This is a genomic window from Pseudoalteromonas sp. PPB1, from assembly GCF_015356275.1.
GTDB classification, from domain to species: domain Bacteria; phylum Pseudomonadota; class Gammaproteobacteria; order Enterobacterales; family Alteromonadaceae; genus Pseudoalteromonas; species Pseudoalteromonas rubra_D.
In genome coordinates, this window is the sequence record NZ_JACEQV010000005.1 from 70,757 (window position 1) to 90,193 (window position 19,437).

16 protein-coding genes are annotated in these 19,437 nt (G+C 46.1%); 11 read left to right on the forward strand and 5 right to left on the reverse strand.

Translation table 11 applies throughout. The features are described from left to right. Window positions 1–25 precede the first annotated feature (25 nt). Window positions 26–1,498, reverse strand: a complete 1,473-nt coding sequence (locus IY568_RS06660) for an aminoacyl-histidine dipeptidase (protein ID WP_194867140.1) — start codon at window positions 1,496–1,498, stop codon at window positions 26–28. Between the two features lie 172 nt (window positions 1,499–1,670). Continuing rightward, the gene (locus IY568_RS06665; protein WP_125557175.1) at window positions 1,671–2,738 is read right to left on the reverse strand and encodes a ketoacyl-ACP synthase III; all 1,068 of its coding nucleotides are present in this window, start codon (window positions 2,736–2,738) and stop codon (window positions 1,671–1,673) included. Window positions 2,739–2,880: 142 nt separating this feature from the next. Here IY568_RS06665 and IY568_RS06670 point away from each other — a divergent pair, with 142 nt between their 5' ends. From IY568_RS06670 to IY568_RS06720, 11 genes are all read left to right on the forward strand, one after another. Next, the gene (locus IY568_RS06670) at window positions 2,881–3,276 is read left to right on the forward strand and encodes a DUF4440 domain-containing protein (RefSeq protein WP_125557173.1); all 396 of its coding nucleotides are present in this window, start codon (window positions 2,881–2,883) and stop codon (window positions 3,274–3,276) included. Between the two features lie 75 nt (window positions 3,277–3,351). Continuing rightward, window positions 3,352–4,224, forward strand: coding sequence for a mechanosensitive ion channel family protein (locus tag IY568_RS06675; RefSeq protein ID WP_125557171.1), 873 nt, complete (start codon window positions 3,352–3,354; stop codon window positions 4,222–4,224). A 58-nt stretch (window positions 4,225–4,282) separates the two neighbouring features. Beyond that, window positions 4,283–5,524 carry a sensor histidine kinase gene (locus IY568_RS06680; RefSeq protein WP_194867141.1) on the forward strand — a complete coding sequence of 414 codons (1,242 nt, stop codon included), beginning with the start codon at window positions 4,283–4,285 and terminating at the stop codon, window positions 5,522–5,524. 3 nt (window positions 5,525–5,527) lie between these two features. Beyond that, the gene (locus IY568_RS06685) at window positions 5,528–6,049 is read left to right on the forward strand and encodes a response regulator transcription factor (protein WP_194867142.1); all 522 of its coding nucleotides are present in this window, start codon (window positions 5,528–5,530) and stop codon (window positions 6,047–6,049) included. 76 nt (window positions 6,050–6,125) lie between these two features. Beyond that, on the forward strand, window positions 6,126–6,530 hold the full coding sequence (locus IY568_RS06690; RefSeq protein ID WP_125557165.1) for a DUF1761 domain-containing protein: 405 nt from the start codon (window positions 6,126–6,128) through the stop codon (window positions 6,528–6,530). Between the two features lie 215 nt (window positions 6,531–6,745). After that, window positions 6,746–7,006: a CBU_0592 family membrane protein gene (locus IY568_RS06695; RefSeq protein ID WP_125557163.1), complete on the forward strand. Its 261-nt coding sequence runs from the start codon at window positions 6,746–6,748 to the stop codon at window positions 7,004–7,006. A 276-nt stretch (window positions 7,007–7,282) separates the two neighbouring features. After that, window positions 7,283–9,274 carry a TonB-dependent receptor plug domain-containing protein gene (locus IY568_RS06700; protein WP_194867143.1) on the forward strand — a complete coding sequence of 664 codons (1,992 nt, stop codon included), beginning with the start codon at window positions 7,283–7,285 and terminating at the stop codon, window positions 9,272–9,274. 178 nt (window positions 9,275–9,452) lie between these two features. After that, on the forward strand, window positions 9,453–9,953 hold the full coding sequence (locus tag IY568_RS06705; protein WP_125557159.1) for a hypothetical protein: 501 nt from the start codon (window positions 9,453–9,455) through the stop codon (window positions 9,951–9,953). Between the two features lie 360 nt (window positions 9,954–10,313). After that, window positions 10,314–12,503: a M4 family metallopeptidase gene (locus IY568_RS06710; protein WP_138537935.1), complete on the forward strand. Its 2,190-nt coding sequence runs from the start codon at window positions 10,314–10,316 to the stop codon at window positions 12,501–12,503. A gap of 64 nt (window positions 12,504–12,567) precedes the next feature. After that, window positions 12,568–14,439: a M28 family metallopeptidase gene (locus IY568_RS06715; RefSeq protein WP_194867144.1), complete on the forward strand. Its 1,872-nt coding sequence runs from the start codon at window positions 12,568–12,570 to the stop codon at window positions 14,437–14,439. Between the two features lie 77 nt (window positions 14,440–14,516). Beyond that, window positions 14,517–15,968 (forward strand): SLC13 family permease, encoded by a 1,452-nt coding sequence (locus tag IY568_RS06720; RefSeq protein WP_138537933.1) that lies wholly within the window; start codon window positions 14,517–14,519, stop codon window positions 15,966–15,968. 104 nt (window positions 15,969–16,072) lie between these two features. On the opposite strand, the gene IY568_RS06725 is transcribed toward IY568_RS06720, so the two are convergent. The 3 genes from IY568_RS06725 to IY568_RS06735 all read right to left on the reverse strand — a co-directional run bounded on the left by IY568_RS06725 (window position 16,073) and on the right by IY568_RS06735 (window position 19,150). Further along, window positions 16,073–16,591 (reverse strand): hypothetical protein, encoded by a 519-nt coding sequence (locus IY568_RS06725; protein ID WP_194867145.1) that lies wholly within the window; start codon window positions 16,589–16,591, stop codon window positions 16,073–16,075. Window positions 16,592–16,681: 90 nt separating this feature from the next. After that, a complete protein-coding gene (locus tag IY568_RS06730) occupies window positions 16,682–18,100 on the reverse strand; it encodes a hypothetical protein (protein ID WP_194867146.1) in 1,419 nt (472 codons plus the stop codon). A gap of 318 nt (window positions 18,101–18,418) precedes the next feature. Then, window positions 18,419–19,150, reverse strand: coding sequence for a tetratricopeptide repeat protein (locus IY568_RS06735; protein ID WP_125557147.1), 732 nt, complete (start codon window positions 19,148–19,150; stop codon window positions 18,419–18,421). Window positions 19,151–19,437 lie beyond the last annotated feature (287 nt).

The window sequence follows — 19,437 nt, forward strand, 5'->3', positions numbered from 1 at the left end:
GTGCTGAACCAATCATTGAGCGATATTAGTCGCGCTCAGGAATATTCTGCAGTAATGCCTGCATTTGTTGCCAGTACAAGCCAACCGATGCAATATGCACTTTTTCGTCAGGCGAGTGTGGGAACTTGATGGTTGGACCGAAAGAAATCATATCCATGTCAGGGTAAGGTTCTTTGAACAAGCCACATTCGAGTCCCGCGTGGATCACCATGATATCTGGTTTGTTACCATAAATCCCTTCGTACATATCTCGGAAAATGTGCACCAAATCTGAGTCCGGGTCTGGTTTCCAGCCAGGATATGCACCTGAAAACTCAATCTCTGCGCCAGCCAGGCTTGCCAGTGAGCTCAGTGTGCCTTCGACATCTGTGCGACCTGAATCAATTAAAGAGCGGATCAGGCAAAGTACTTCTGCTTTGTCGGCTTGTGTGGTGATCACACCCAGGTTAAGTGACGTTTCAACCACGCCCTGAATATCATCACTCATGCGTACAACACCATTCGGGCAGGCATTGAGCAGCGCAAGCAGGCTGTGTTTAGACTGTTCTGACATTGCATCAAGCGTGCTGTCTGTGTCGTTTACTGCAAACGTCAAGTTGGTTTCAATGGCACCTAGCTCATTGCTCAGAACAGCTTCAAACTCACTCAGGCGCTGTTCAAGTACACTGCGCTGCGCAGGTGAGATGGCGATAGTTGCATACGCTTCTCGCGGAATAGCATTACGTAGTGAACCGCCTTTAAAGGCCACCAGGCTAAAGTCCACTCCACTTAGGTGATGTTTTAATGCACGCGCTAAAAGCTTATTTGCGTTACCCCGCCCGGTATGGATATCAACGCCAGAGTGGCCGCCTTTTAGGCCTTTTAAACTGATCTCTACGAGCTGATGGTCTGCTGCTACAGCTTGACGCGCAATATTGACTGTCATGCTGGCATCTACGCCACCGGCACAACCCATGTAAATCTCACCTTCCTGCTCAGAATCGGTATTGAGCAGAATGTCGCCTTCCAGCCAGCCTGTTTGCAGACCAAACGCACCAGACATTCCAGCTTCTTCATCTACTGTCAGTAACACTTCCAGTGGACCATGCGGGATGTCAGAAGACGCCAATACTGCAAGACAAGACGCCATACCCATGCCATTGTCAGCACCTAAGGTAGTGCCCTGGGCTGTGACCCATTCACCATCTATGTAAGGGCGAATTGGATCCTTGGTAAAGTCGTGATCTGTATCGTCATTTTTCTGCGGCACCATATCGATATGTGCTTGAAGCACAACCGGTTTACGATTCTCCATGCCTGGCGTGGCTGGCTTTTTGATAAATACATTGCCCGTTTCATCGCGACGAACAGCCAGGTCTTGTGATTTTGCCCAGTCAACAATAAAGGTCGCTAATGCTTCTTCGTGTTTTGACGGGTGTGGGATTGAGCAGATCTGATCAAAGAATTGCCATACGATCTGAGGCGCCAAATTGGCGATGTCGGAATGAGGTTTAAACACCGGGTTCCCCTTATTTGAGCTATTGTCTTCCAGCCTGAACGTTTGGCGGTTCAGTGGTGCTGGGAAGTGGGTAAAAAGTGGGGGGAGTTTACCACTCGTAGGTGTTTAGGGTCGAGTAGATAAGGCCAATTCAGTGTGAATGCTGAACTGGCCCTGTAAAGAGATTAGCCCTTTACTGTTGGCATGCCTTGACGGCATCCGCTATTAACTCCACACCTGACTGTTCACAGGCTGGCAGTGTTTCTTCGCTGTGCGCCAAAGGCGTGACCCGCTCGCCCCATTTTATGTAGCTGGCAGCCCAGGTCAGGCCTGCACCAAAGGCGGCTGACATGATGTTTGCGTGTGGTTTAACTAACCCTTGTTCCACTGCTTCACACAAGGCAATGGCAATGGTTGCTGCAGAGGTATTACCGTACTTGTCGATATTGACCATCACTTTATCATCTGCAATATCGAGTTTTTTCTGGATTGCCTGAATGATCCGCAGGTTTGCCTGGTGTGGAACCAGCACATCTATATCAGACAGGGATAAATTTGCCTGTGCCAATACATCATCGCACGCAACGCTCATGCCAGTGACCGCTCGTTTGAAAATCTCTCGCCCTTCGAAAGATAAGTCTGATGGGCCTGCTGGTTCATAGCGGGTCAGATCTGTGCCGTAATTCGCAATATGTAAAATGCCACGATCTTCACTGTCACACCCGGTTTTAGTGCCAAGCAGTCCACAGGGCTCATCGCTGGCTTCAAGAATAACCGCGCCAGCGCCGTCACCAAATAGCACTGCACTGTCGCGTTTTGCCCAGTTTACGTACCAGGTCATACGCTCAGCTGCCACAACCACAGCGCGTTTGATCATACCAGCCTGGATCTGCGCAGTGGCATTTTGTAGTGCGTACAGAAAGCCTGAGCAGGCCGCATTGGTATCGCAGGCAGCTGCACCCACGGCACCAATGTTTTTTTGCACCAAAGATGCGGTATTGGCCACCATAGTGGAAGGTGTGCAGGTTGCCAGCAGGACGAGATCTATGTCCTCGCCTTTAAGGCCAGCGCAGGCTAACGCCTGTTTACTTGCAACCGTTGCTAACTCTGCGGTACTCACATGGCTGACACGGCGAGATTTAATGCCCGTTCGGGTGCTGATCCATTCGTCATTAGTGTCAACAATGTTGCTTAGTTCGTCATTACTAATAGAGGCGGGGGGAATTGCTTTTCCCCATCCTGTTATTTTGGCGTACTTCATTTTATCTCTTATTCAAATCCGACCAGTAGGCTAAGGCATAGTATATCGTAAACCGCTTTGCGTTACATCCAATTATCCCTTGTCGAAATCGGCTTATTGACTAGACTGATAAAAGATGATGGCGTTAATTGCTTGGTTTATAATGCAAAAAATTAAATTTGATACGCTGGATATGCTCATAAACCTGGAGCGCGAGTTACTCGATCCCGCCGTGCGAGAAAATCCGCAGCGACTGGCTCAGCTGTTGGATGAAGATTTTTATGAGATTTCGGCTAACGGGTTGATGTTTAATAAATCTCACGTACTGGCCAGGTTGCCTAGGGAGAAAGTCCCGCAGTTTTATAATCAGGACTTTCAGGGCCAGATGCTCGCCGAAAACCTGGCCCAGATCACCTATCATGCTGCTTATCGTCGAAATGCCTATTCTAATTTGAATTATTCCGTCAGAATGTCGATCTGGCGCTACAAGGGAGCGAATTGGCAATTAATGTTCCACCAGGGAACACCTTGTCCGGAATTTAAGCTCAAATATGAATAAATGCCACCGTGCGCCTTAATTTAACCCACTAAGCTCGCCGGCGCTGCGTCGTTCGAGTACAGACAGAGGTATATAGTGTATTACCTGGATAAACTGAGCGAATGGTTGAACTTTTCACTGTTCACTTACGCTGAGCATTCTTTTACAGTCGGGAAGCTATTGCTTGTTCCGCTGCTGTTGATATTAGGGATCTGGCTGACCCGTTATCTGGTCGGTAAATTAACCAACCGCCTCAGAGCTGGCAATACCGACCCGAATATGGTGCATCTGGTGCAAAGACTGTGCTACGTCCTGGCCATTGCCATTACGGTGATCACTATCCTGGATGTGATCAATGTGCCTATTACGGCTTTTGCCTTTTTGTCAGGTGCGATTGCCATAGGGTTCGGGTTTGGGGCTCAGAACATCATCAACAATTTTATCAGTGGTTGGATCCTGATGTGGGAAAAGCCCATTCGTATTGGTGATTTTCTTGAAGTGGAGGGCACCAAAGGGATCGTTGAAAAAATCAACACGCGTTCAACTCGTTTACGCCGGGTGGATGGGGTACATATGCTGATCCCCAATAGTAAATTACTGGAAAACACGGTTATCAACTGGACTTTGGTTGATAAACTTATGCGTACATCGGTGCGTGTAGGAGTGGCGTATGGCTCGCCTGCAAAACAGGTGGCAGCCTTGATCCTGCAGGCAACTGAAGAGCAGCCTGAAATACTGAACGATCCTAAGCCCCAGGTTACATTTGAAGACTTTGGTGACAACGCGCTGATATTTGAAGTCAATTTCTGGCTCAATTCTACCGTCGAAGGTGGGCTAAGGCAGGCGAGAAGTAAAGTGCGCTTTCGCCTTGATGAGTTATTTGCCGAGCATAATATTGTGGTGGCCTTTCCACAGCGTGATGTGCATATCGACGGTCAACTGGCCATCGTCAGGCAACCTAAGCGTTAAGAAGTCTTCAGGCACACCTGGTGTCTGCGTATTTATTGAGTGTAAAACGTAAAATATCATGTTAATTAATTTCTCGCCTAACTCGGCGCTTGGCCAGTTATTGCTGCTGCGTTCCATCGCCATTGTACTACAGCTGGTGCTGGTGCTCATTTCGTTGTGGTTTTTAGATAAAAATTTACCAGAGCAACCTATTTTTACAGTTATTGCGCTGGAGTCTGTATTTCAACTGGCGAGTATTTATGCTTATCGCAAAGTGAGTGATGTATCACCAGGGGCTATGGTTATGCAGCTGGTGGCTGATATTTTATTTTTGACAGTCCTGTTGTCTTTTCTCGGAGGAGCCAGCAACGCGTTTGTCTCTTTGCTGTTGTTACCTTGCATCATTGCAGCGGTTACGGTGCCACCAAAGTTTGTAGTGTTTATTTCTGGTGCCGCCTTAGCTGCTTATGGGTATTTGTATACGGTTGTTCCGATGCACCATCACGGTATGCATATGGGCCAGCACTTGCTTGGCATGCTGGTGAATTTTGTATTCATGGTTATTGTGATCGTGACGATAGTGACCTTTCTGGCTAGCCGTATCCAGCAACGAGAACTGGCGCTGGCTAAAAGCAGAGAAAAACAATTGCAACAGGAGCAGGTGCTCGCATTAGGCAGTGCTGCTGCTCAGGTAACCCATCAACTGGCCACACCCATCGCACATTTGAGTTTGCTGTATGAAGAGTTAAGTGAGGATTTTCCGCAGCATCCGGCTGTGCTGGATATGCAGGCTCCTTTGGCGCAGTGTAAGACACAGTTAGATGGTTTCAGGGCTCAAACCGAGCTACTTAAGCCGCATGCCCAGGTTAACAGCCAGGCATTTACAATGCTCTGGCAGCAGCTTCACGAACTACTGACGCTGCAGTTTCCTGAGCAGGTCATCAATTGTCAGTTACCCGAACAGTCATTTTCAGTCAGTGGTGATCCTATGCTAATCCCGGCGTTGTTTAACCTGTTTGTGAACGCGGCGAAGGCCAATGAGAAGTGCTCTGCGCTCAGCCTGGAAGTCAGTGTGAGCTTGTCAGAACAGGCCTCAGCTGGCAGTGATCGTACATGGTCTTTGTCGATCCGAGATCACGGTCCCGGCATTGCAATGGACAAACTGGCTTTGATAGGTAAGTCAGTGGTCGACAGTTCATCTGGTTTGGGCATGGCGCTGCTGCTTTCTCATGCTACAATCGAGCGACTTGAGGGGACCTTACACTTGTCTAACCATCAGACTCAGGGTGCCGTATCTGTGGTGACTTTACCTGTAGTATAAATTATGAAGTTATTGATTATTGAGGATGACGTACCATTTGCCACAACGCTGTCGCGCAGAATGACTAAGCTGAATTTTGAATGTCGGTGTGTGCATGATGAGCTGGATATTACGGCTCAGTGTCAGACATTTATGCCGCAGTATGTGTTGTTGGATATGAAGTTAACAGCGAGCTCCGGCTTGCAGCACATCGCATTGATCCGGGGCATCGTCCCGGACGCAAAAATTGTACTTCTGACTGGGTTTGCAAGTATCGCGACGGCCGTTGAGGCAATTAAGCTGGGTGCCGATGAATACCTAACCAAGCCAGCGGACACTCAGTTGATAGCCAAAACTCTTTTGGGTACACAGACTGTAATGACTGAAACCACAGACACGACCATGTCACCGGAGCGGCTTGAATGGGAACATATACAGCAAACCCTGAAATCTAATGATGGCAACATTTCTGAAACAGCAAGACAACTGAATATGCACCGACGGACATTGCAAAGAAAACTTCAGAAACGCCCGGTACTTAAATAATCCATGCACAGTCTGGTTTGCTCTTCCAAAGGTTATTAACTAAATTGAAATTAGTGAAATAATCGAGGTAAGTGCTGTGGCTGTGTTTGATGTAGATGTGGTTGCCGTTGTGATTGCGGCAATCTCCTCCTTTGCTTTAGGGGGAATATGGTACTCACCGTTACTATTTCATAAACCCTGGCTGGAAGAAGCAGGTCTTACTGAATTGGATATTCAAAATGCCGACCATAAACTAGTGTTTAGTGGCGCGATGTTTTTATCCATACTGGCTGCACTGTTAATGGCTGCGCTGCTGGGTAAAAGCCCCGCTATTATAGACGGAGTGTTGCTGGGCTTAGCCGTTGGAGTGTGCTTTGTCGCCAGTACCCTGGGTACCAGTTATTTGTTTGAACAACGCCCTCTGAAGTTATTTCTTATCAATGCGGGTTACCATACCGCTCAATTTTGTCTGATAGGGTTCGTACTTGCCATACTGAGCTAATAATGGACTATCTTACCTGGATGTCATGACACTGTCACAGATAGAGGTCAATCTGCCCGGTGCAGTGGTCTCGTGGAAGCGGACAAATATCCTGTTATATGCTGGATTAACGCCGTATCATAGAAAAGTTTGTGCTGTTTCAAAGACTGAAAATCACCCTACCCATGGATCCGGGCCAGCGTGTTTGGGTGAGCCTATTTTATATGGACAAAAACATGATAGACATATTATTTGACATCATTGGTATGACGGGTACTTTCCTGGTGGTTGGTGCGTTCTTTTTACTCCAGTTGGACAAAGTAAGCCCCGACGGTATTAAGTACAATATGATGAACCTCAGTGGTGCCATTTTGCTGCTTATCAGTCTTTGCTATAACTTCAATCTGGCTAGCTTTGTCATCGAGTTATTCTGGATAGTGGCCTCTTTAATTGGACTGTACAAGTACTTTAAAAAACGCAAACTTACGACAGCCTAATTTAACGGTAGGGCAGCGCATCCAGGATGTGCTGCTCAACAAATTACAGAAAATAAATCACTCTATTTTTTGTTATTTATGCAACATTTATTCATATTCAACTATCTTTCCTCGCGCTTTATTACTAACATTTCTCATTAACTTACTAAAATATCACAAAAAACTTGCGAACTGTCCCTGTCTGCGTAATATTAAAATTGAAATAAAAAATCGCTGTTTGATTTTTATGTTACATGACAACTGTTTAGCCGTAATTGTGTCGTTGAGCGAATGAGTATGATAAAAAGTCTGCTACCTGTAAGTTTAATCTTGCTCAGTTTACCTTTAAGTGCCCGTCAGGAAGCGTTGTTCGAGCTGTCGTTTGAAGAGCTGATGGACGTGACGGTAGAGCTTGCGAGCAAAACGGCTGAAACAGCCCAGTCCGTCCCATCCAGCGTTACCTCATTTTCTCAACAACAAATCACTTTACTTGGCATTCGTAACGTCTATGAACTGATGAACTTTGTGCCAGGGTTTCAGTCAACCCGTGGAGACTGGGTAGGCAGTGTGCCCAAAGAGCATGCCAGAGGCGTTTATCTCGACAATGGTAATATTCTGGTGATGTTAAATGGCCAGCGGCTCAATGATTCGTCGTTTGGTAAAGCGTCTGTTTATGCCCCTTTTATTCCCGTGGATGTGGTCGAAAAAGTCGAGTTTATTCGCGGGCCTGGTTCAGCCCTGTATGGCAGTAACGCGTTTTTGGGGGTAATGAATATCGTAACGCGTCAGTCTGCACGTCAGATACAGCTTGGTGCAGGCCTGCACCAAAGCAGACATGCCTCGTTCAATTACAGTCATAACTCTGATACCGAGCGGCACTTTCATGCCAATATCAGTGCTTTTGCAACGGATGGGGAAACCTATCATGCCCAACAAGCCCGTGACCCGCAATCGAGTCTTTTTGTGGAATTTGGTGGTCAATGGGGGGCATTTAGCGGGTCGCTCCACCTGACCAGAACGACGTTAGATGAGTTTATGAATTTGTCCAGTTACAGTGAAGACAACTTTCATACCAGCCGTAACATTGGAGTAAAACTAAATCACCGGGCCAGATTATCGGACAAACTAGACAGTGATTTAACGTTGAGTTTTATCCGCCATGACATAGACAGTGCCGGACTGATAGCAACAGCAGAAGAGTTGGGTCTCCAGCAGGACTTTTTTAATGGACCAAAATGGCGCTCTGAAGATTTGACGCTGAACTGGGATTTGGCCTACCAGCATAGCACTGAGCTGGCGCTAAACTGGGGGCTGGAGTACTCATTAGAGGAGCAGTCCAGGGCTGGTACTTACACATCGCACTTTGACCCAGTCAGCGGGCAAATAATTCTTGAAGATCAATACTATTTGGGTGGTATCAAGCCGCTTAACGAGTTTGCAGCGTTCGATAGCCTGAAGCAGGATTTTGACTCCTACGCCACTTATGTACAGCTGAAATACGCGTTGGATGATCAACTGACATTATTTACCGGGCTGCGTTTTGACGAGTTTATCGACATAGACAGCAAGTTGTCTCCGCGCATTGCAACCATTTATCAGTTTAATCCACAGCATGCATTTAAGCTGCAATACGGAGAGTCATTTCGGATCCCGGTGAGTAATGAGCTTAATTCTAATGATGATATTACTCAGGGTAATGCGCAGCTTAAGTCAGAAAATATTAAAACGACTGAACTCGTTTGGCATATGGCATACACACGCTGGCAACTCGATCTGGTGTTATTTGAAAACCAGCTGGATGATTTTATCATTCTGGAGCCGGTTGATATGGCACAAAGCCGGTTCACGTTTAATAACGCCTACTCTACGAACATGCAAGGGCTCGAGGTCAGTGCTTCATTTGAGTTAAGTGATGCCAGCTGGTTCAAATTAAACTATACCCAGCATTTTGACGATCCATTCAGTGCCAGCTACAAGCGTTTTGGATCGTGGCAGTTACACCATAAGTTTGGTAGTTGGCAGATTGGGCTCAATGGGGTGTGGCGATCTCAGGTTAAAGTATTCCCTGTGTTTATACCGGATGATCCGGACTTCCAACATTATGATCAGGAAGCACACTGGTTGATAGGAGGCACTATTACCTGGCACTTTGCTGCGAATAAGCAGCTCAGGATTAAGGCACAAAACTTGTTTGATAAACAAACGAGTGCATTCGACCCCAGAGTATTCGACGGCCGAGTGCCACAATCCGGACAGCAGCTATCACTAGAATACTCATATTCGTTCTAATTAGTTAACGGCAATCACTGCGGTTTGTGGCGCGATGATCTGCTTTGGCTGTTTACTCTTTGGCAGCCGTACTTTGCGTTTCACTAAGAGAGTTAATTATAAAGGTCTGATTATACTATGCATAATTGCATAACCCTCATATAATAGCGGTATCGTTCACTTTTTATATGCTACTGAAATGAAACTATTTATCTTTGCATTGTTAGTTACTCTGTTGAGTGCCTGTTCGTCTGTGCCTCCTAAACCAGTTATAAAATCGGAGATGCCAAGTGTCTCTTATCAGGGAAGAGGCGCAGCTGCTGGGCCTATGTTGATGGGGGCGTTGGGCCCTGCCGGCATCGCGGTTGGATTCGCTATTGACGTTGGAATAGGTAAGGACATAGCGACTGCTATGGAAGAATCAAAAGATCAGGGATTCCAGCTAATAACAACTCGTATTGCAGAGCAATATCCGGATGTCTCTTCTGCCACTCTGTTGAAAGTGGATTTTCATGCCCAGCGCGGAGACGACGAGCTCGCTTATGCTACCGTTGAGCTATTGCTGGTAACCGCCGAGGGAGAGCAATCAGTATGTCTTCAAACAGAACCCGGGAATTTACCGGAGTTAAAGGAAACTCCAATTAGCTGGTCACTGATTGCCACAGCAATTACAGCCCGCCAAGCATGCTCAAGTGACTAGCATCTGATCAAGATACCACGGTCAAAAAACGTTTTGTTATAGTATAACATCCTTGTATTGGCAACCTTAAGGTACATTTATAAAGCACTGATATTAGCTCGCGTGTAACAAAATTTTTACACTTAGTGCATGCTAAACTCAAATTTGTGTCAGAAGGTTGCCTTTAACTAGATGTAAATAAAGCTAATTTTTAATTCTAAAAAGGTGTAAATTTCAGAATAACTAAAAGTTAATAAAAGTTTATTTTTTTAGCTTTATCACTAGTCTCTATGTTGCGCACTCGTTAAATGTGCGTTTTGCACTGTGGATAGCAATATCCCGGTTGCACATAAAACAACAAGTAATCATGGAGCAAATCAAGTGAAACTATCAAAAATAGCTTTGGCAACAGCTGCCGGTCTGGTACTGGTATCAGGCACTGCAAATGCAGCTCAAAAGCGCTTCCTCAACACACATAATACCATTTCTGCGATGCTGGAATCTGCGGCACCGGCTGTTTTGTCGGCACAACCAGAGCAGCTCATTGGGCTTGATGCAGGCAGCACACTGGTTGAGCTGAAGTCATACCCTCATGCGAATGGTGCGGTTACGACACGTTACCAACAAATGTATAAAGGTTTGCCGGTTATCGGAGACACAGTCAGCCTGACCTATAACAACGCAGGCGCATTAAAGCGCGCACATGGTGCTGCTGTTTATGAGATTGCGGCTGATTTGAATACCGTCACGCCAAAACTGTCTATGCAGGCAATGCAAAGCCAACTGGAAGCTCAGTTTTCGGCACAACAAAATGGCGAAGAAATCGCGCTGGCTAAGCATAATGAAACCAGCCGACTAGGGATCTGGCTTGATGACCAGTCTCAGGCCAGACTGGTCTACGAGGTGACCTATGTGACCTATGGCAAATCGCCCTCACGACCTTACAAAATTATTGATGCCAACAGTGGCGAGTTGTTGATGGAGTTTGACAACATCCAGCATGCGAATGCAACCGGACCGGGTGGCAACCAAAAAACAGGTCGTTATCAGTATGGTACTGACTATGGTCATTTGGATGTGTCTCAGTCGGGCAACACCTGTACGATGAATAATGCAAACGTTAAGACCATTAACCTCAATCATGGTAGTAGCGGGTCTACGGCGCACAGTTTTACCTGTCCGGAGAATACAGTTAAGGAAATTAACGGCGCCTATTCTCCGTTAAATGATGCACACTATTTTGGTAATGTCGTTTTCAATATGTACAACGACTGGTTAGGTACAGCGCCGTTAACTTTCCAGCTTAAAATGCGTGTTCATTATGGTAATAACTACGAAAACGCGTTTTGGGATGGCAGTGCGATGACATTTGGTGATGGTCAGAATCGCTTCTATCCATTGGTTAGCCTGGACGTGTCGGCACACGAAGTCAGTCATGGTTTTACTGAGCAAAACTCCGGCCTTGTTTATCGTTACAAATCAGGTGGCCTGAATGAAGCTTTTTCTGATATGGCAGGTGAGGCCGCTGAGTTCTACATGAAAGGCAGTAATGACTGGATGGTCGGTGAAGAGATCTTTAAATCCACAGGTGCACTGCGCTATATGGATGACCCCACTAAAGATGGAAACTCTATTGGCCATCAGTCAGATTATACTTCCAGTATGGATGTGCATCACAGCTCAGGTGTATTTAACAAAGCGTTCTATACTTTGGCGAATAAAGCAGGCTGGGATACTAAGAAAGCTTTCATCGTGATGGCGAAAGCAAACCAATTATACTGGACGGCCAGCACTGACTGGGATACCGCAGGTAACGGCGTTATGGACGCTGCTTGTGACCTGGGCTATAACCATGATGATGTTAAAGATGCGCTTGCAGTTGTGGGCGTAACTTCTCAGCTAAGCCCGGGTAGTTCATGTGGCACTACTGAACCACCCCAGGATGAGCTGCTAACCAATGGTGTTGCTCGCACCGGGATCAGCGGTTCGTCTAAAGCTCAAAGCTTCTTCCGTTTAGAAGTTCCGGCTGATGCGACGAATCTGTCGTTTGTGACTTCTGGCGGTACTGGTGACGCTGATCTTTATGTTAAGTTTGGCAGCCGTCCTTCGTTGCAAACTTATGACTGCAATAGTACCACGTCCAGCAGTAATGAAACCTGTAACATCAGCAATGTTCAGGCTGGGACCTATTATGTGATGGTCGAAGCGTGGAATGCGATTTCTGGTGTGTCTCTGACTGGCTCGTACACCTCGGGTGGTACAGGTACGCCCCCAATTGACCGAACAGAGAGTAATGTTAGTGTTGGATCGGGACAATGGCAACGCTTTACGCAAGACTTAAGTGCCGGCTATTCGAACCTGACAGTAACTATCTCTGGTGGTTCAGGTGATGCTGATCTGTATGTCAACTATGGTAGCCAATCCACCACATCCACCTATCAATGCCGCCCTTACCGCAACGGCAATAGTGAGACTTGTACTTTTACTAACCCTCAAGCGGGAACCTGGCACATTGACTTACGTGGCTACTCAGCAGCCAGTGGTGTCACTGTGAATATTCAGGCTAATTAATCATCGACTAAGGGAGCATATCGCTCCCTTTTTTGTTCAATCACATTAATTAAGGGGTGTTGCGATGATAGTTCAACGACCCGTTCGTGTGCTGAGCTTATTAATGGCCGCGAACTTTACACTTTTCTCAGGCGGTGCAGCATTTGCTAGTGTACCGTTAGAGCCCGAAAGAGCTTGGATCACACTAGATACCATGGCCGGGCAACATTATCAGTTACAAAACCTGCTGACAGGTAAATACGTTAACGCACAGGTGAGTGCAATCCCAGGTGTTAGCATAGCGCAGCTTGATGAGATAGAGCATGGTGAACTCAGTCATTTTATGCATGAAAACTACCACCGCTGTGGTGGGTTTGTTGCCCATGAATCGAAAGCTGACGCCGAGGCGTATCTGTCCCAACTGAGTCAGGCACATACTAGCCAACCATTGCAGACGTACACCATAGATAACCCAGCTATGGTTAACGCTATGATAGGAGAGGTGAGCACCACGAGCCTGGATAGCACAGTAGCGAATCTCACTGCGTTCCATAACCGTTATTATACGCAGCAAAGTGGAGTAGATGCGGCTCAGTGGATTAAACAAAACTGGCAATCAATCACACAGTCTCGCAGTGACATCAGTGTAGATTTTTATAACCATAGCTGGTCTCAATCGTCGGTTGTTGTGACGATAGCCGGAGCCGAGAATGCCAGTGAAATCGTCGTTATTGGTGGACACCTCGACTCTATCAATCAGTCTAGTCCTACGACGGGTAGAGCACCAGGTGCAGATGATAATGCATCTGGAATTGCCGTGTTAACAGAAGCGCTTAAAGCTCTGGTCGCAGCGGATTACAAACCCCAACGGACGATTCAGATCATGGGCTTTGCGGCTGAAGAAGTGGGCCTGAGAGGCTCTAAAGCCATTGCACAAGATTACAAGTCTCAGGGTAAAAATGTGGTCGGCATGGTGCAGTTTGATATGACCGGAAATAATGGCAGTACGCAGGACATCACCATGATTACGGATTACACCAACAGTGGTCAGAATCAGTTTTTGTCGCAGCTGCTTGACGCCTATTTACCCAATTTAAGTTATGGCTATGATCAGTGTGGTTACGGCTGTTCAGATCATGCTTCCTGGTATCAACAGGGGTTTGCAGCCTCTATGCCTTTCGAATCCCGGATGTCTGAAATCAACAGAAAAATACACACCAGCAATGACACTTCGTTTGATGCTACACATGCCAGTAAATTTGCCAAACTGGCGGTCGCTTATCTGGCTGAAATGGGTAAAAACGCCGGTTCTACTCCACCGCCTGATCCTGGCAAGTTACAAAATGGTGTACCAAAAACGGGTATTAGCGGCATAGCTAAGTCTCAGCATGATTATTCTCTGGCTGTACCTGCTGGTAGCAGTAACCTGACTTTTAAAACATCAGGCGGCACGGGAGATGCAGATCTGTATGTTAAGTACGGCTCTAAGCCAACACTGCAAAGCTATGACTGTAAAAGCACTACGTCGAGCAGCAATGAAACCTGCACCATTAGTAACGTCAGTGAGGGGACTTATTATGTCATGGTTGAAGCCTGGAATGAGATTCAGAATGTCTCTTTGGTAGGCGAGTATCAACAAGGTGGGACCACGCCAGCTCCCATCAATCGTACCGAATCTAACTTATCAGTGGCGCAGGGCGGCTGGGTTAACTTTTCTCAATCTCTGGGCAATGGGTATCAGTCTTTGACCGTGACATTGTCGGGCGGAGTGGGGGATGGTGACCTGTATGTTAAATATGGCTCAGAGGTTGGGGACAATAGCTACGATTGTCGTCCTTATAAAAGCGGCAATGCAGAAACCTGTACTTTCAATGCACCTGGCGCTGGTAACTGGTTTATCGGTATAAAAGGTTACCAAAGTGCCAGTGGAATGACGTTGTCCATATCGGCACAGTAGACAGATTTTCCATACTCTGTACTTATTTTACTGGCATAATACGCCCAGAGTGTTAAATCCAGGTAAAAATATAAGTAATGGATAATTTGAAGAAGTCAAAACTCTGGACCGACAGGCTATGTCTGCTGCTCGGTCCGGCATTTATGCTGCTGACGTGTTTGACAGCAGCCCCTGAAGGGATGAGTGTTGAAGCCTGGCGTACTGCCGGACTTGCGCTATGGCTGGGGATCTGGTGGGTCAGTGAGGTTGTGCCCATACCGGCAACTTCTCTGGTGCCTTTGCTTGTGGTGCCTTTGGCGGGAATAAACGACATTAAATCTGCTTCGAGTTTATACGCACACCCGCTGATCTTTTTGTTCCTTGGCGGCTTTTTGATCTCTATTGCAATGGAAAGATGGCAGCTACACAAACGTATTGCCTTGCATACCATGTTACGCAGTGGAAACAATCCTAAGACTCAGATCCTGGCAATGATGCTGGTCAGCGGGTTTCTATCTATGTGGATCAACAATACAGCGACCACTTTAATGATGCTGCCAATTGCCTTGTCAGTGATTCATGTACTGAAGGATAACCAATCTCAGGATAATAACTATGGTATTGCCCTGTTGCTGGCGATTGCCTATAGCGCGAGTCTGGGCGGAGTAGGGACCATTATTGGCACCGCTCCCAACGCGTTGATGGTCGCATATCTGTGGGAAAACTATCAGATAAAAATTGGTTTCGCGCAATGGATGGTGATGGCTGTTCCATTCACATTTGGTATGATTTTATTGTGCTGGGTGTGGTTGACGCGTTTTGCGTTTAAAGTGCAAAAAACCAATAATGACACAGATTTGACGCAAATTTTTACCAAGCAATTAGGTGAATTAGGTCGCATGAGCCTGGCCGAAAAAAATGTGCTGCTTGTTTTTGTTTTTGCCGCAGTTAGCTGGATCAGCCGACCTTACTTGGCAAGCTGGACAGGTCTGGACATTACCGACACGGGAATTGCTATGGCGGCTGCGCTTTTGCTATTTGTTCTGCCAGCAAAGAGTGGCAGTGATACTCGCCTAATGGACTGGCAAGCCGCGCAGCAAGTGCCCTGGGGGATCTTGTTGTTGTTTGGTGGCGGTTTAACACTGGCGTCCCAGATTAAAGGCTCGGGGCTGGCTGAGTACATTGCCAACATGCTGGCCGGCGCCAGTGCAATACCTTTGGTGCTGGGTGTATTGGCTGTTGCTGCGCTCATTACCTTTTTAACGGAGCTGACCAGTAACACGGCTACGGCTGCGGGTTTTTTACCTTTACTTGGTCCTGTCGCTGAGCAAATTGCCGGCACACCGCTCATCTGGGTAATACCTGCTGCTATGGCGGCAAGTTGTGCCTTTATGATGCCAGTGGCAACACCGCCAAACGCCATTGTGTTTGGATCCGGAGAGATAAAAATCCGTGATATGATCAAGGCAGGCTTTGTTATGAACCTGTTTGCGATTGTGGTGATCACAACATTGACTATGCTGGTGGGCAGCCGGCTGTTTGGCTATTAGACTTGGTGATATTTTCTAAAATTGATAAAAAACAAGCCGCAAATACGGCTTGTTTTTCGCTATTGAACCGCCTTGATTGAAAGCAGATACTATATGTAATCGTGTTATCGAACAGGTAAAGTCATAGTGCCAGTTTTAATCGTCTTATCGCCCTTAAGCTGTAGCTTGTAGGTAAATGAAACTTCGTTGGTGGTATCGGCTGTATTGTCATTCAAGGCAACATTAGTCCATACCCGAATATAGTTACCGTTTGCCAGAGTTGTACCGGCTTTAATTTCAGTGTAATGATAGGTATAGCTAATGTGCTCGTTGTTCGCGAGTTGATGTGTACGCACAACTTCCACTGCATTCCAGGTTACCATCTCACCATTTTCAATGATGGACATATCTCTGTTGTGCTCATACTCTTCCCCATCTCTGGTATAGCCTGTAAGCTGAATACCAAAGTACTCTACATTACTGAAGTTAATCGGCAAATACAAATCGACACTGCTGTATGGTCTATAGTGTTGACTCTCTTCACCAGCTGAATTCTTAGTGAGAATAAGCTGGTCATTTTCGAGATAGTTGTTGTTATCAGCTACAATTGATTCGGGCTCGAAATCACTGCCAGAATGGACCAATGTAAATCCAGGTCTGTAATAAATATTTTCTGTTTTGCCTGATGCCAGGTTTTGTATTTCTGACAGTTCTATTGAATATGAACTACCAACTTAGAGAGTAGTTTCTGGTGTAATTCTCAAGCGGGTGTTATTTAAGTCTGTTGATGTATTTGCTGCAACAGTTATTGGTTTTGCATCAACCGTCGTGATGCCGTTTTCACTGCTGATTGCTATATCTTGATTCTTTTTGAGTTTAATAGAACTGGCTTCAACTGCGACTGGCACGTTAAAGTACAATTCAGCATAATCTTCCGCTGTGCGCATGGCTTTGCTTTGAACTAGCACAACGCTCGTTTCCTCAACAAGACTGTCAAACACTTTCACAACCAGGTTAAGCGTGTTGTCTACCAGGTCTACAGTGATATCGGAGCCATTGGCATTGACTCTATAAGACTCGTTATGTTCGTTATAGTCAAAAATATGCACAGTAGCGCTGCTAAAAGCGACATCACCTCTAACAAAACCAGGGATTTGGAGTGTTAAATCACCAAAGTACTTTGCATCCAGTTCATATTGTCCGGTATCAGCATTCAGAGTGGCAAATTGTGCACCCATGTCGTTGCCCTGTGCCACAACACGGTCCACTTCAATTACATTGCCATTTCTATCCAACACTGTTAATGCCAATGTATAGGCTTGTTGCTCGACTGGCTCTAAGTGGAAAGTATCTGTGTCCCTAACGTTGTCGGCTGAAACCAACATCATAGAATCTGCGTCAGTGTCGTAACTCGCGAACTCTGGCCGGTAATCCGCTATTCTATCTTCGTTGATGTCTGCCTGGTAGTACAGTGCGGATGGTAAATCTTTCGCCAAAGAGATCTGATATACACCTTTATCTTCATTGAACACCGCTTTTTGGCCATATTCCTTGGTCATTCGTTCCAGGTAGGCGTCGCGTGGAATCGACTGGCTTTGCATACCTTCATCAACAACTATGTCTGCTGACCAAATTGAAAGCGCCTTTAGAATATCACCTGTACCTGACTCAAGAACGGTAAACTCTTTTGTGTAACCTGCTGAAACTTCGAGGTCAAGTAAATCATAGGTGGTTTCTCGGGTGATAGGTGAAGATGACGTGTTGACTGCGAAGTATCGAGTTAAAAATGCTTCCTTCGCGCTGGAAACCTTAACGAGTACCTCAGTATTGGCTGGCAGTTTTGTAAGGGAAAATTGTCCCTGCTCATTTACAGCACTTGATTCACGCCACTGTCCTTCTACCAAAACACTAATTGAAGCATCACTGGCTGACACACCTTCAGAAACGCTGACGATTCTACCTGTTATTGTAATCGGTGCTTGAGTAGTTTCATGTTGCTGCTTAGTAATATCAAGCTGTTCCTGAATGATTGAATTCTGTTGTTCAAGTTGCTCAACCAGCTTTTGATTGTCATCGTTGTCCTCAACTTCAAGACATCCTGTGAGTACGAAGCAGGTAGCAATACCAAGAGCGACTTTAGAATACTTAAACATCTATATGTCCTTTTATATTTTATAAGTTATCAAAATGTCCCTATATCAGGGAGGTGGCGATTAAATCATATCGGGTGGCAGAAATCTTCACTGGACAACATAAAATAAAAGAATTATTTATATTTAACAGCCTGTTATCTAAATTTAGATGAACTATTTTCCTGGTGCTTTAATGTTCACATTGTGTGATGGTTGGATCTAAATTTTGAGTACTGACTGGTATGGTATTTGAGGAGGTAATCACTTGGTGAATAGACTAAGGGATGAATGGCAATCCGTGCAACGATGAATGAGTGACACGGATTGCTTTAGGGCAGATCAGTCTTCTGTAATTTGCGACCCTGCTATATAGGTTCCAGCCTGGATTTTGTGATAAATGGTATCAGCTATCTCTTGTGCATCCTCTCGCTGTGAGCGAGACATGCTTTTTTCATCCAGTCTGCGACTGGTTGAAGCTGGGCGGTAGCCATTATACTCTGCCAGTGTGTTCCAGATGTAGGATCGCTGAATGTTCTTTTCTCCACCGAGTCCCTGATAATACAAAAGCGCAAGATTGAACATGGCTAGTGTATAGTTATTAGCGGCGGCACGTTCGTACCAGAACTTAGCCTGGTTATAATCTTGTGTTACTCCATCCCCGTTGGCGTGCATCACGCCGAGGTTAAACTGCGCGGCGGGCATGTTTTTTCTGGCTGCTGCCATAAACAGGTCGACAGCTTTTTGCTTGTCGATTTTTACGCCTTTACCTTGCTCATACATGACAGCCAATGAAAACATGGCGTCGGCACTGCCAAGTTTAACCGCCTGCTGCATAAGCTCAGCCGCTTTATGTGGATTTCTCGGTACACCATATCCACCCTCATACATCTTGGCTAGCTCGTAGATACCTGGTGCGTATCCCATATCAGCAAGATATCTGAATTCTTTGAGAGCAACATCAAATTGTCCGGCATTGGCTGCTGCAATACCTTCTTCGAGCCCGGCTTGTGCAGCGGGCGTATTGGCGAGCAGGCCGACAAAGGCCAGTGCGTAAGTAAGTTTTTGCCACATGAGCGTTCTCCTTCATAACCGATGTTGTAATTCACCAGACCTGAGTGCAGAGTATAGCAGTCTGGGTTGCGCCGGTGCTAGCTAGTAGTAATGCCAAGTGAATAGTATAAGCGATTGAAGCAGAATAAAAAAAGCCCTTTCGGGCTTTTCTGATACATATCAACCGTCACTGATATGAGCAATGTAGCAAGTAAATGAGTACGTTTACCAACTCCCCCTGTGAAAAGTCGTTGGCATATCAACGTTAATGAAGCCGGAAACGGAGAATCGAGCAACGAGGTGTTTAG